This window comes from Pseudomonas monachiensis, assembly GCF_047345015.1.
Lineage (GTDB): Bacteria > Pseudomonadota > Gammaproteobacteria > Pseudomonadales > Pseudomonadaceae > Aquipseudomonas > Aquipseudomonas monachiensis.
This window is the reverse complement of record NZ_CP178857.1, coordinates 3,889,949-3,902,696: the sequence shown is the minus strand read 5'-3', so window position 1 is coordinate 3,902,696 and position 12,748 is coordinate 3,889,949. Positions and strand designations below refer to the sequence as shown.

18 protein-coding genes are annotated in these 12,748 nt (G+C 61.1%); 8 read left to right on the top strand and 10 right to left on the bottom strand.

What is annotated here, in order from left to right; translation table 11 throughout:
* Nucleotides 1-46 precede the first annotated feature (46 nt).
* From lolA to cysG, 5 genes are all read left to right on the top strand, one after another.
* Complete coding sequence (lolA, locus tag ACMDB8_RS17610; protein WP_008049385.1) at nt 47-670, top strand: outer membrane lipoprotein chaperone LolA; 624 nt, start codon at nt 47-49, stop codon at nt 668-670.
* 171 nt (nt 671-841) lie between these two features.
* Nucleotides 842-2,164, top strand: coding sequence for a replication-associated recombination protein A (locus ACMDB8_RS17605; protein ID WP_056723808.1), 1,323 nt, complete (start codon nt 842-844; stop codon nt 2,162-2,164).
* Nucleotides 2,164-2,538, top strand: a complete 375-nt coding sequence (gene crcB, locus ACMDB8_RS17600; RefSeq protein WP_056723806.1) for a fluoride efflux transporter CrcB — start codon at nt 2,164-2,166, stop codon at nt 2,536-2,538. The genes ACMDB8_RS17605 and crcB overlap by 1 nt, the downstream gene beginning before the upstream one ends.
* A gap of 16 nt (nt 2,539-2,554) precedes the next feature.
* Nucleotides 2,555-3,835 carry a serine--tRNA ligase gene (gene serS / locus ACMDB8_RS17595; RefSeq protein ID WP_056723804.1) on the top strand — a complete coding sequence of 427 codons (1,281 nt, stop codon included), beginning with the start codon at nt 2,555-2,557 and terminating at the stop codon, nt 3,833-3,835.
* Nucleotides 3,836-5,230 (top strand): siroheme synthase CysG, encoded by a 1,395-nt coding sequence (gene cysG / locus ACMDB8_RS17590; protein ID WP_056723802.1) that lies wholly within the window; start codon nt 3,836-3,838, stop codon nt 5,228-5,230.
* A 117-nt stretch (nt 5,231-5,347) separates the two neighbouring features.
* Here the strand turns inward: cysG and ACMDB8_RS17585 are convergent, their stop codons facing one another.
* The 9 genes from ACMDB8_RS17585 to ACMDB8_RS17545 form a co-directional block, all read right to left on the bottom strand.
* A complete protein-coding gene (locus ACMDB8_RS17585) occupies nt 5,348-6,349 on the bottom strand; it encodes a glutathione S-transferase family protein (protein ID WP_056723801.1) in 1,002 nt (333 codons plus the stop codon).
* 91 nt (nt 6,350-6,440) lie between these two features.
* Nucleotides 6,441-7,442 carry a glycosyl transferase family protein gene (locus ACMDB8_RS17580; RefSeq protein ID WP_223541440.1) on the bottom strand — a complete coding sequence of 334 codons (1,002 nt, stop codon included), beginning with the start codon at nt 7,440-7,442 and terminating at the stop codon, nt 6,441-6,443.
* The gene (locus ACMDB8_RS17575; protein ID WP_046037873.1) at nt 7,439-7,774 is read right to left on the bottom strand and encodes a TusE/DsrC/DsvC family sulfur relay protein; all 336 of its coding nucleotides are present in this window, start codon (nt 7,772-7,774) and stop codon (nt 7,439-7,441) included. Before ACMDB8_RS17575 ends, ACMDB8_RS17580 begins: the two co-directional genes overlap by 4 nt.
* Nucleotides 7,771-8,064: a sulfurtransferase complex subunit TusB gene (tusB, locus tag ACMDB8_RS17570; RefSeq protein WP_056723797.1), complete on the bottom strand. Its 294-nt coding sequence runs from the start codon at nt 8,062-8,064 to the stop codon at nt 7,771-7,773. The genes ACMDB8_RS17575 and tusB overlap by 4 nt, the downstream gene beginning before the upstream one ends.
* On the bottom strand, nt 8,064-8,426 hold the full coding sequence (gene tusC / locus ACMDB8_RS17565) for a sulfurtransferase complex subunit TusC (protein ID WP_056723795.1): 363 nt from the start codon (nt 8,424-8,426) through the stop codon (nt 8,064-8,066). Before tusC ends, tusB begins: the two co-directional genes overlap by 1 nt.
* 1 nt (nt 8,427) lies before the next feature.
* On the bottom strand, nt 8,428-8,820 hold the full coding sequence (gene tusD / locus ACMDB8_RS17560) for a sulfurtransferase complex subunit TusD (RefSeq protein ID WP_223541447.1): 393 nt from the start codon (nt 8,818-8,820) through the stop codon (nt 8,428-8,430).
* A gap of 200 nt (nt 8,821-9,020) precedes the next feature.
* Nucleotides 9,021-9,725 (bottom strand): YoaK family protein, encoded by a 705-nt coding sequence (locus tag ACMDB8_RS17555; RefSeq protein ID WP_056723793.1) that lies wholly within the window; start codon nt 9,723-9,725, stop codon nt 9,021-9,023.
* A gap of 25 nt (nt 9,726-9,750) precedes the next feature.
* Nucleotides 9,751-10,080 carry a DUF6388 family protein gene (locus ACMDB8_RS17550; RefSeq protein WP_223541439.1) on the bottom strand — a complete coding sequence of 110 codons (330 nt, stop codon included), beginning with the start codon at nt 10,078-10,080 and terminating at the stop codon, nt 9,751-9,753.
* A 20-nt stretch (nt 10,081-10,100) separates the two neighbouring features.
* Nucleotides 10,101-10,349, bottom strand: coding sequence for a hypothetical protein (locus ACMDB8_RS17545; protein WP_008049352.1), 249 nt, complete (start codon nt 10,347-10,349; stop codon nt 10,101-10,103).
* Between the two features lie 148 nt (nt 10,350-10,497).
* Here ACMDB8_RS17545 and ACMDB8_RS17540 point away from each other — a divergent pair, with 148 nt between their 5' ends.
* Nucleotides 10,498-10,848: a hypothetical protein gene (locus ACMDB8_RS17540; protein ID WP_223541438.1), complete on the top strand. Its 351-nt coding sequence runs from the start codon at nt 10,498-10,500 to the stop codon at nt 10,846-10,848.
* Nucleotides 10,849-10,992: 144 nt separating this feature from the next.
* On the opposite strand, the gene ACMDB8_RS17535 is transcribed toward ACMDB8_RS17540, so the two are convergent.
* Entirely contained in the window at nt 10,993-11,418 is a 426-nt protein-coding gene (locus tag ACMDB8_RS17535; RefSeq protein WP_223541437.1) for a GNAT family N-acetyltransferase, read from the bottom strand.
* A gap of 146 nt (nt 11,419-11,564) precedes the next feature.
* On the opposite strand from ACMDB8_RS17535, the gene ACMDB8_RS17530 reads away from it, so the two are divergent.
* Together ACMDB8_RS17530 and ACMDB8_RS17525 are read left to right on the top strand one after the other, a co-directional pair.
* On the top strand, nt 11,565-12,002 hold the full coding sequence (locus ACMDB8_RS17530) for a hemerythrin domain-containing protein (protein WP_223541436.1): 438 nt from the start codon (nt 11,565-11,567) through the stop codon (nt 12,000-12,002).
* A gap of 65 nt (nt 12,003-12,067) precedes the next feature.
* Entirely contained in the window at nt 12,068-12,655 is a 588-nt protein-coding gene (locus tag ACMDB8_RS17525) for an NUDIX domain-containing protein (RefSeq protein ID WP_223541435.1), read from the top strand.
* Nucleotides 12,656-12,748: the final 93 nt, after the last annotated feature.

Genomic DNA, 12,748 nt, shown 5'->3' with positions numbered 1-12,748 from the left:
TGCCTTTGGCGCCGCCCGCACTCCCACGAATGTTATGAGGACTCCCATGCGTCTGATCCGCATGCTGTTGCTGCCGGTACTGGCCTTGACCACGCTCCAGGCTAACGCCGATGACAAGGACGTGGCGCGCCTGACCCAACTGCTGGAAAAATCCCAGACCCTGACCGCACGTTTCTCGCAACTGACCCTCGATGGCACCGGCACCCAGTTGCAGGAAACTGCTGGCGAGATGTCGCTGCAGCGTCCTGGCCTGTTCTACTGGCACACCGATGCGCCAGCCGAACAGACCATGATCTCCGATGGCAAGAAAGTCACCCTGTGGGACCCGGACCTGGAACAGGCCACCATCAAGAACCTCGACCAGCGCCTGACCCAGACCCCGGCCTTGCTGTTGTCCGGTGACGTGTCCAAGATCAGCCAGAGCTTCGACATCAGCGCCAAGGAAGCCGGTGGGGTGATCGACTTCACTCTCAAGCCGAAAACCAAGGACACCCTGTTCGACAGCCTGCGCCTGTCGTTCCGCAATGGCCTGGTCAATGATATGCAACTGATCGACAGCGTTGGTCAGCGCACCAATATCCTGTTCACCGGGGTGAAGGCCAACGAGCCGATCCCGGCGTCCAAGTTCAAGTTCGATATCCCGAAAGGGGCTGACGTAATTCAGGAATAAGACAGATAACCTGTGGGAGCGAGCTTGCTCGCGATGGCGGCATAACATTCAACAGCAATGTCGACTGACCTGACGCTATCGTCGGAACGCCGCCCGGAGCAAGCTCGCTCCCACAGGGGCTTGCGGTGTTTAATGATTTGGCTGATAGGCAGTGAGGTTTTTTAGGTAACCATGGATCTGTTTCGCAGCGCCCCCATCGCCCAGCCCTTGGCCGCCCGCCTGCGTGCGGCCAATCTGGACGAGTACGTCGGTCAGGAACACGTGCTCGCTCGCGGCAAACCCCTGCGCGAAGCGCTGGAGCAGGGTGCCCTGCATTCGATGATTTTCTGGGGACCGCCGGGCGTGGGCAAAACCACCCTGGCGCGATTGCTCGCGGAAGTCTCGGATGCGCACTTCGAAACGGTCTCGGCGGTGCTGGCCGGGGTCAAGGAGATCCGCCAGTCGGTGGAAATCGCCAAGCAGCAGGCCGCGCAGTACGGGCGCCGCACCATCCTGTTCGTCGACGAGGTGCATCGCTTCAACAAATCCCAGCAGGATGCGTTCCTGCCCTATGTCGAGGACGGCACGCTGATTTTCATCGGCGCGACCACGGAAAACCCCTCCTTCGAACTCAACAACGCCTTGCTGTCACGGGCGCGGGTCTACGTGCTCAAAAGCCTCGACGAAGCGGCCCTGCGCAAACTGGTGCAGCGCGCGCTGACCGAAGAGCGTGGCCTGGGCAAGCGCAACCTGACCCTCAGCGACGAAGGCTTCCAGATGCTGCTGTCGGCCGCCGATGGTGATGGCCGGCGCCTGCTCAACCTGCTGGAAAACGCCTCGGACCTGGCGGAAGACAACAGCGAGATCGGCACCGATCTCCTGCAAAGCCTGCTCGGCGATACCCGCCGGCGGTTCGACAAGGGCGGCGAAGCGTTCTACGACCAGATATCCGCGCTGCATAAATCGGTGCGCGGCTCCAACCCTGACGGCGCCTTGTATTGGTTTGCACGGATGATCGACGGCGGTTGCGACCCCCTCTACCTCGCCCGGCGCGTGGTGCGCATGGCCAGCGAAGACATCGGCAATGCCGACCCCCGCGCCCTGAGCCTGTGCCTGGCGGCCTGGGAGGTGCAGGAGCGCCTCGGCAGCCCCGAAGGCGAACTGGCGGTGGCCCAGGCCATCACCTACCTGGCTTGTGCGCCAAAGAGCAATGCGGTCTACATGGGCTTCAAGACCGCATTGCGCGCCGCCGCCGAGCACGGTTCTCTGGAAGTGCCGCTGCACCTGCGTAACGCGCCGACCAAACTTATGAAACAACTGGGCTACGGCGATGAATACCGTTATGCCCATGATGAGCCGGACGCCTATGCCGCTGGCGAAGACTATTTCCCGGAAGAACTCGACCCAATCCCGTTCTATCAGCCCGTGCCCCGTGGCCTGGAGTTGAAGATCGGCGAAAAACTCAATCACCTGGCGAAACTCGACCGTTTAAGCCCAAGGCAGCGGAGAAAATAGTGCTTCCCTTGATCGTTGCGGTTTCCGTCGGCGGGATGGCCGGCACGTTGTTGCGCTTCGCCACCGGCAACTGGATCAACGCGAATTGGCCGCGGCACTTCTATACAGCGACGCTGGCCGTTAATATCGTGGGCTGTTTGCTGATCGGCGTTCTATACGGTCTGTTTTTGATCCGCCCGGAGGTGCCCATCGAGGTGCGTGCCGGGTTGATCGTTGGCTTCCTCGGGGGGCTGACAACTTTTTCATCCTTTTCACTGGATACGGTGCGCCTGCTGGAAAGCGGGCAAGTGCCGCTGGCCCTGGGCTATGCGGCGCTCAGCGTATTCGGCGGGCTGCTTGCCACCTGGGCCGGCCTGTCCTTGACCAAACTTTGATAAACGAGAAACCGACATGCTCGATTCCAAACTGTTACGTAGCAACCTTCAGGACGTAGCGGACCGCCTGGCATCCCGTGGCTATACCCTGGATGTTGCGCGCATCGAAGCGCTGGAAGAACAGCGCAAGACCGTCCAGACCCGCACCGAAGCACTGCAGGCTGAACGTAATGCGCGCTCCAAATCCATCGGTCAGGCCAAGCAGCGCGGTGAAGACATCGCGCCGCTGATGGCGGACGTCGAGCGCATGGCGGGCGAATTGAGCGCCGGTAAAGTCGAACTGGACGCGATCCAGACCGATCTGGACTCGATCCTGCTAGGTATCCCCAACCTGCCGCACGAATCGGTACCGGTCGGCGAAGACGAAGACGGCAACGTCGAAGTGCGTCGCTGGGGTACCCCGACGGCCTTCGATTTCCCGGTTCAGGACCACGTCGCCCTGGGCGAGAAGTTCGGCTGGCTGGACTTCGAAACCGCCGCCAAGCTGTCCGGCGCCCGTTTCGCCCTGCTGCGCGGCCCGATCGCCCGTCTGCATCGCGCCCTGGCGCAATTCATGATCAACCTGCACGTCACCGAGCACGGCTACGAAGAGGCCTACACGCCTTATCTGGTCCAGGCCCCGGCGTTGCAAGGCACCGGCCAGTTGCCGAAGTTCGAAGAAGACCTGTTCAAGATCGCGCGCGAAGGCGAAGCCGACCTGTACCTGATCCCGACCGCCGAAGTGTCGCTGACCAACATCGTCGCCGGCGAAATCGTCGACTCGAAACTGCTGCCGATCAAGTTTGTCGCCCACACCCCGTGCTTCCGTAGCGAAGCCGGCGCGTCGGGTCGCGACACCCGCGGCATGATCCGCCAGCACCAGTTCGATAAAGTCGAGATGGTGCAGATCGTCGAGCCGTCGCAGTCGATGGCAGCGCTGGAAGGGCTGACTGCCAACGCCGAGAAGGTCCTGCAACTGCTGGAACTGCCTTACCGCACCCTGGCCTTGTGCACCGGCGACATGGGCTTCAGCGCGGTCAAGACTTACGACCTGGAAGTGTGGATCCCGAGCCAGGACAAATACCGCGAAATTTCGTCGTGCTCCAACTGTGGCGACTTCCAGGCCCGGCGCATGCAGGCGCGTTTCCGCAACCCGGAAACCGGCAAGCCTGAACTGGTACACACCCTGAACGGCTCCGGCCTGGCAGTCGGCCGTACCCTGGTGGCGGTGCTCGAGAACTATCAGCAGGCCGACGGTTCGATCCGCGTGCCTGAAGTCCTCAAGCCGTACATGGGTGGCCTCGAGGTCATCGGCTAAATGAACTATCTGCCGCTGTTCCATAACCTGCGCGGCAGTCGTGTGTTGGTCGTCGGCGGCGGGGAGATTGCCTTGCGCAAGTCCCGCCTGCTGGCCGATGCCGGTGCGCTGCTGCGGGTGGTTGCACCTGAAATCGAAGCGCAATTGCGCGAGCTGGTTACCGGCAGCGGTGGCGAGTGCCTGCTACGTGGCTACGCCGAGGCGGATCTGGACGGTTGCGGGCTGATCATTGCCGCCACCGACGACGAAACGCTGAACGCACAAGTCTCCGCCGACGCCCATCGGCGTTGCGTGCCGGTCAACGTGGTAGACGCGCCAGCCCTGTGCAGCGTGATCTTCCCGGCCATTGTCGACCGTTCTCCGTTGATCATTGCCGTGTCCAGCGGCGGCGATGCACCGGTGCTGGCGCGTTTGATCCGCGCCAAGATCGAAACCTGGATTCCTTCCACCTACGGTCACCTGGCCGGGCTTGCGGCGCGATTCCGCCATCAGGTCAAAGGCCTGTTTCCGGATGTGCAGCAGCGTCGGGCGTTCTGGGAAGATGTTTTCCAGGGACCGATTGCCGACCGGCAATTGGCCGGGCAGGGCGGTGAAGCCGAGCGCTTGCTCCAGGCGAAAATCGATGGCGAAGCGCCAGTGGCGACCGGTGAGGTCTATCTGGTGGGCGCCGGTCCGGGTGATCCCGATCTGCTGACGTTCAAGGCATTGCGTCTGATGCAGCAAGCCGACGTAGTGCTGTACGACCGTTTGGTCGCACCGGCGATTCTCGAACTGTGCCGTCGCGACGCCGAGCGGGTCTACGTCGGCAAGCGCCGAGCCGATCACGCGGTGCCGCAGGACCAGATCAACCAGCAATTGGTGGACCTGGCCAAGCAAGGCAAGCGCGTGGTGCGGTTGAAGGGCGGCGATCCGTTCATCTTCGGTCGTGGTGGTGAGGAGATCGAAGAACTGGCGGCCCATGGCATCCCGTTCCAGGTCGTGCCGGGTATCACGGCGGCCAGTGGTTGCGCGGCCTATGCCGGGATTCCGCTGACCCACCGCGATTATGCGCAGTCGGTGCGCTTCATCACCGGCCACCTCAAGGACGGCTCCAGCGATTTGCCATGGGCCGATCTGGTGGCCCCGGCACAGACCCTGGTGTTCTACATGGGCCTGGTGGGCTTGCCGATCATCTGCGAGCAGTTGATCAAGCATGGTCGCGCCGCCGATACCCCGGCGGCACTGATCCAGCAGGGCACCACAGTCAACCAGCGAGTGTTTACCGGCACCCTGGCGGACCTGCCACGACTGGTGGCGGAGCATGAAGTGCATGCGCCGACCTTGGTGATCGTCGGTGAAGTGGTGCAACTGCGCGAGAAACTGGCGTGGTTTGAAGGGGCTCAGGGGCAGGTCTGATTACTGCGTTGGCTGTTGCAAAAAGATCGCAGCCTTCGGCAGCTCCTACAGAGGTAAGGTGTACACCCTGTAGGAGCTGCCGAAGGTTCGGGCCGCGTTCGGACGATCTTTTGCTTTTTAACGCTTTTTCCAAACCCATTTCCCGCTCAACCGCTCCCGATCATGGGGCGCGGTGAAGTCCTGCGCCGGACCTTTGGGCACCACACCCGTCGGGTTGATGGTGCGGTGGCTGGCGTAGTAGTGGTTCTTGATGTGGGTGAAGTCCACCGTCTCGGCGATTCCCGGCCACTGATAAATCTCCCGCAGCCAGTTCGACAGGTTCGGATAATCCGCGATCCGCCGCAGGTTGCACTTGAAGTGCCCGTAGTACACCGCATCGAAGCGAATCAGCGTGGTGAACAGGCGGATGTCCGCTTCGGTCAGGTACTCGCCAGCCAGGTAGCGGTTGGCACTCAGTAACTGTTCCAGATGATTGAGCTCGGCAAACACTTCATCGAAGGCTTGTTCATAAGCCTGCTGCGAGGTGGCAAACCCGGCGCGGTACACGCCATTGTTGACGGCCGGGTAGATCCGCTCGTTCAACGCATCGATCTCGCCGCGCAGCGGCGCCGGGTAGAAGTCCAGGTCGTTACCGGTCAGATCGTCGAAGGCGCCATTGAACATGCGGATGATTTCCGATGATTCATTGTTGACGATGCGCTTGTGCTGTTTGTCCCACAGCACCGGTACGGTAACGCGGCCGGTGTAGTCGGCGGTGTCGGCGGTGTAGCGCTGGTGCATGAAGTCGAAGTGATCGAGCCTGTCGCCGGTCGAACCGAGGGTCTGGTCGAAAGTCCAGCCGTTTTCCAGCATCAACCAACTGACCACCGAAACGTCGATCAGGTTTTCCAGGCCTTTGAGTTTGCGCAGGATTAAAGTGCGATGAGCCCACGGGCAGGCCAGGGACACGTACAGGTGATAGCGCCCGGGCTCGGCCGCAAAACCGCCGACGCCGGTCGGTCCCGGCTTGCCGTCTGCGGTCAACCAGTTGCGACGCTGCGCCTGTTCACGCTGGAACGCACCGTCCTTGCTGCTTTCGTACCACTTGTCCTGCCAGCGGCCATCCACTAATAAACCCATGTTCAAGACTCCTGAAACCCATAATCGATGGAGTCGAGTCTATTCCGATGAGTTCGAACAAAAAGCGCAAAGATCGGGCGCGAATGATCGATTAAATCGATTTGTCCCGCGCCGCCCAGTATTTTTCAGCGGTTTCGAAGGCCTGTTCGCGGCTCTGTCCCAGGCCGCGCAGGGCCAGTGCCATGGTCGAGATCAGGGCCATTTGCGGGTAGCTGTCGACCACATCGCCACGCCAGACCGCTTTCAAATGTTCAGGATCAAGCGAGGCAGGCTTGACGTGACGCTGCGCCGACAACTGCGGCCATTCCTCGTCCCAGCTCTCGCCCCCGGTGGTGCCATACAGGTGACTGTTGGCGTCCGGGTTGATCTCGATCTCGCCGCCATCGCCTTTGACGACGATGGCAGTGTCACCCAGCAGGCCACTGGCATCGCGATGCACGGCCTGGTAACCCGGGTGGAAAATGCTCTGCAGGCCGCAGCGGGCGCCCAGCGGATTGAGAATCCGCGCCAGGGAGTGGATCGGCGAGCGTAGGCCCAGGGTGTTGCGCAGGTCGATCATCCGTTGCAGCTGTGGCGCCCAGTCCATCAAAGGCATGAAGGCCAGGCCGCCGTTATCCAGTGCCGAACCCACCTGTTGCCAGTTGCGGCACAGCGGGATGTTCAATTCGCCCAGCAGTTGCTCGCTGTACAAGCGACCGGCCGTGTGGGCGCCGCCGCCGTGCATGAAAATCCGCACGCCGTTTTGCGCCAGGCACTTGGCTGCCAGCAGATACCACGGCAGATGGCGTTTCTTGCCGGCATAGGTCGGCCAGTCCAGATCCACCGCCAGCGCCGGAGGATTCAGGCGTTCGCGCAAGGCTTCGGTGAAGCCCGCCATCTCTTGCGCGCTTTCTTCCTTGTGCCGCAACAGCATCAGGAATGCGCCGAGCTGGGTTTCCTCGACTTTTTCATCGAGCACCAGGCCCATGGCCTCGCGGGCCTCGACCCGGGTCAGGTCACGGGCGCCGCGCTTGCCTTTGCCAAGGATCCGCACGAACTGGGCGAACGGGTGCTCGGCGGGCGTTTCGAGTGTCAGTGCTGGGTAGTCGGTCATAAGCAATTCGTCGGTTTGGGCAGGCCCGCCAGTTTCGCGGCGAGTTTGGCGGGAGTGCCTTTGAACAGTCGGTTCAGGTGCAGGCTGTTGCCTTTTTCCGGGCCGAGTTTCAGGGCGGTGTACTTGATCAACGGGCGGGTGGCCGGTGACAGCTGGAATTCGGCGTAGAAACTGCGCAGCAGTTCGAGGACTTCCCAGTGTTCGGGCGTCAACTCGATGTCTTCGGCCGCCGCCAGGGCACTGGCCACGTCGGCGGACCAGTCACTCAGTTCGACCAGGAAACCGTCCTTGTCCAGTTCGATGGCGCGGGCGCCGACCGTCAATGCATTCATAGCCAACTGTTGACCTTGTCGTAGTGGATCGACAGTTCGACGAAGGCCGGGTAATCGATAGCTTTGGCCCAGTCTGGAACCGCAAGCGCACGGGCCTGGGCATCTTCAGCCAGCACGAACAGCTTCAGGCCGCGTGCGCTGAGCGCCGTGAACGGCGCGGTGCCTGGCTGCAACGCGTAGGCGGCATCACCGGACAACAGCAACCCGTCGTTGGCGCCGATCACGCGCAGGCAACTGGTCAGGCGTTCGTCGCCGAACGGGGAATGAGACAACACATGCAAAGTCGACATCAGAGGGTGATCACCTGGTCGTAACGGTCAATGAGGGCGGTGATTTCGTGGGCGGCCAACACCTGGGCTTCTTGCAGTGACAGGCCGCTCGGGTCCAGGCCGCGCTGGGTAATGCTGTCGCCGCAGGCAAACAATTCCTCGACACCGAACATCGGCAGGGCTTGCAGGTTGGCGCTCAGGTCTTTCTGTTGCAGGGCCTTGGCGTCCTGGCTGACGGCCAGCTGGAACACGCCGTCATCGAGAAACAGCAGGCCGATCGGCAGGTCGAAGGCGCCCCCGGCCAGCACGATATCCAGCGCTTCCCGCGCGCCCGGGCCGGACCAGGGCGACTGGCGGCTGATGATCAATATGGATTTGGCCATGTCATGCGCCTCCGAAACAGATCAGACGGTCGGCATCCTGCGCGGCGTCATGCAACTGGCCGAGGCCGGACAATTCCCACGGCGCGCCGACGGCAACCGCCTCGCGCTGATAGCGCCGGGCTTCTTCCTCGTTCAACACGCCACGACGCAGGGCAGCGGCGATGCATACCACGCCATCGAGTTGATGGTCGCTGACAAAGGCGTGCCATTGCCTGGGCAAGTCCAATTCATCCTGGGGCGTGACCACGCTGGCGGACGCGTTGTAGACGCCGTCCTGATAGAAAAACAGCCGGACAATCTCGTGCCCGCCGGCCAGCGCGGCTTGGGCGAACAACAGGGCGCGGCGCGAGGAGGGCGCATGGGCGGCGGAAAATACGGCGATGGCGAACTTCATGGTGCACTCGATCAGCGAAACTGCGGCCATGATAAAGCTTTATCGGCGGGGCAGCTAAATCGATGTTGTCTATTCTGGCCCCATCGCGAGCAAGCTCGCTCCCACAATTGTTTCGTGGTGGATTTCAATTTTGTATTCGACACCGATCCCCTGTGGGAGCGAGCTTGCTCGCGATGAGGGCCGCATAGGCACCGCCAAGCTCAGCGCGGCATATACCCCAACTGCCAGCGCCGCGGGATCTTCAACGACAACACCGCGAGCCCGGCAGCCAGCAGGCCGCTGGCATACAACGCCTTGAGCCCCAGGTGATGTTCCAGCACGGCACCGAGTACCGCGCCGGCGAACATGCCGGTCCAGGGGATCAGTTGCACGCGCCAGCCGTTACGGCGCTCGCCGAGCATCCAGCGGCCCAGCCCGCGGCCGAAACGCGACAGGGCGCCGGTGACGTAAGTCAGGCCAACCGGCAGGCCGTTCACTTCTTCCACCGCGGCGTTGAGCATGCCCATTGCGATGATCGCCGCCAGCAGGGCCGGCAGTTGCTCGTCATAAGGCCAGGCTGCGGCGGCGCACAGCAGGGCGGTAATGCACAGCAACAAGGGCAGGGCCCGGCGTCTGCCTAGGCGGCTGACGATAATGCCCAGCGCGTTACCGACGATGAAGGTGGCGACGAGGATCATCAGGCGCAGGGTCAACCCAAGGTCGCCAGCACTGATGGCGACCGCCATCCGGGTGGTATTGCCACTCATGAACGAGACGAAGTCGCCGCTGGCCATGAAGCCGATGGCGTCGGTCATGCCGGCGAGCACCGAGAGCATGGCCACCAGGCTCAGGCCTATGCGTCCGCGCCATTTCTGCGTGTGCAAGTGACCGGGGCTGGCGTGGGTCCTGGCGGTGTTGGGTAGCATCGGGGACGGTATCCTTGAACAGTGCTTAGGGTTTTATCCCATTCAACTCGCAATATTCCAGCCAGTCCATGCCGGCCATTTCCGCTACTTCCCGGTGCACTTCCAGGCGCTGCGCTTCGTACTCCTGGGGTGTGGTGGTGGTTAACTGCAACGTCAGTTCCCAGGCGAACAACTGCTGGCGTTCTGCTTCGGCTTCAAACGCTTCGTGCAGCCGTTCCTCGCGATACTGAGCCGCCGTTTCACCCTTGGCCTGAGCCAACAGCGGGTTGAGGTGGTCGAGTTCTTCGCGCAACTCGGGGCGCTCATCGAGAAACCTCTTGAGTGCTTGCTCATGCTGCAGTTCGGTTGCCGCCATGGTCGCTCCTTGAGAACGGATTACGAGGATTGCTTCTTGCCAGCCTTGGCCGCTGCCGCCAGGCATTCGAGGGCAAACTGTTCGGTGTAGGTCATCTGGATCGGCGTGGTTTCGCCTTTGACGGTTCTTTCGCCATCGAGGATGTAGCGAATCCGCTTGTCGGTGACGCCGATTCGCTTGGCAATCCAGGAAGGCGTCTGACCGATCTGGCTGATCAGCTTGTCAGCATATTCAGTGCTCGGTTTGTAGAACTCGGCATTAGGTGTCATCAGGTTTCCAGTCAGGGGTGCGATGGAGCGTTATTGGCGCGACAGGGTGCGCGAATCGTTGCGCGCTGTCGCGGTATAAATGCAGTAAAGCAGAACGATACGGGCTGCCGGGGTGATAAAGTCCGCTTTTTCCCGATGAGTGAATGCAATGCGAATTCTGATGGTGGCGCTGGCCGTGACGTTGCTGGCCGGATGCGCCGGCTCGGCAATGAACGAGGCCCGCACCAAGGCCCCGTACAAGACCCTGAACTCGGAAAAACCGGGAAAAGACGTCGCCCAGTGCGTGCAGTTTTCCTGGCAGGACGAAGCCGTGTTCGGCGTCGATGCCGCTGCCTATCTGCAACCGGGGGAGAAGGGCGGCACGACCGTTTACACCCGTTCGGCGGAGTCCTTTGTCGATGTGACCACCGATGCCTCGGGCACGGTGTTGAACTACTACGCACAGAAAGACGATTTCGTGGCCAAGCGCCGGTTGGCGGCGTTGGCGACTTGCCTGTGATTTGAAGGCTAACGCAAGTCCCTTGTGGGAGCGGGCTTGCTCGCGAAGGCGGCTGGTCAGTCAGTATTGATGTCGACTGACCCACCGCTTTCGCGAGCAAGCCGGATCGCCGCGCCGCCGCTCCCACATTGGTTTTTGTTTTGATCAGTAGCTCAGGCGCTTCTGGAAGAAGAAGTGCTTGTGGCCTGGCGGGTAATCGGCAATGTGCCCGATCTCGCTGTAGCCGCATTTCTTGTAGAACCCAGGCGCCTGGAATTCAAAGGTGTCGAGCCACAGCCCGACGCAACGCCGTTCCCGCGCCAGGTCTTCGGCCATCTGCATCAGTTTCGAACCCAGGCCCTGTCCCCGCGCCTGTTCCGGCACCACCAGCAAGTCGATGTACAGCCACTGGTAAAACAATCGGCCATGCAGGCCACCGAGGATCTCGTCGTTGTCGTCGCGCACCAGCAAGGCGATGTGCTCGGGCACGTTACCTTCGGCCTTCGAGCCATTGTAGGCGCGCAAGGGTTTGAGGATGGCCTGGCGTTGTTCATCCGTGGGGTTTTGCGACAATTCGATACGCAGGTTCATGGCTATATCCTTATGGCAGTGAAACCGCAGCCTATCCCGGTTGCAGCTATTGTTCCATCCCCGGAAAAGTTGAACCGTGGCCAGCGGGCAGCTGTCATTCCTTAAGACGCGTCACTCCGCAACGCAGCTGATGAGGACACCACCCCGTGAACATTTTTGAAGCCTTGCGCGAAAGCCACGAACGCCAACGGACCTATGCCAAGGCGCTGATCCATACCAGCGGCGATACGCCAGAGCGCGTCGAGGCCTACAAGCAACTCAAGTCTGAATTGCAAGCTCACGCCACGGCCGAAGAGCGGCATTTCTACATCCCGTTGATGGAGTTCGACAACGGTGTCGACCTCAGTCGTCATGGCATCGCCGAACATCACGAAATGGACGAAATGATGGAGGCGCTGGATGACACCGAGATGTCCAGTCCGGCTTGGCTCGTGACCGCGAAGAAACTCTCGGAGAAGGTGCATCACCACCTTGAGGAAGAAGAGCAGAAGTTCTTCCAGATGGCCGGCAAACTGCTTGACGACAAACAGAAAGAGTCGTTGGCCGGACAATACGAGAAGGAGTACAAGGCGCAACTTGCCTGAGGGGGAAAGGCTGTGCGTTTTCACTTAACATGTGGACCCTCAGACAAATAACAGGACGCGTTGTCATGTCGAACACGGCCGAGCGGGTCAATATCCTGGAGTCTCAGGTGTTGTCCCACGACTGGTACCTGCTCAAGAAAATCACCTTCGATTACCAACGCAACAACGGCGAATGGCAACGCCAGGTCCGCGAGGTCTACGACCGAGGCAATGGCGCGGCGATTCTCCTGTACAACCGCGAAAATAAAACCGTGGTACTGACCCGGCAATTTCGCTTGCCGGTGTTCGTCAACGGTCACGATGGGCTGTTGATCGAAGTCGCGGCGGGCCTGCTGGAAGGCGCGGCGCCTGAAGACCGCATCCGCGATGAGGCCGAGGAAGAGACGGGTTACCTCGTGCACCATGTGCAGAAGGTCTTCGAGGCATACATGAGCCCCGGGTCGGTGACGGAAAAACTGCACTTCTTCATTGCCGAATACGATGCGAAGTCGAAAGTCAGCGACGGTGGCGGCCTGGAGTCGGAAACCGAAGAACTGGAAGTGCTGGAGTGGGCGTTCGACGACGCGCTCGAAGCGTTTTACCGCGGCGAAATCTGCGATGCAAAGACCATCATGTTGTTGCAGTATGCGGCGATGAAAAACCTCTTCAATTAAACGCAATCTCCCGTAGGAGCTGCCGCAGGCTGCGATCTTTTGATCTTGCTTTTGAAAAGCACAGTCAAAAGATCGCAGCCTGCGGCAGCTCCT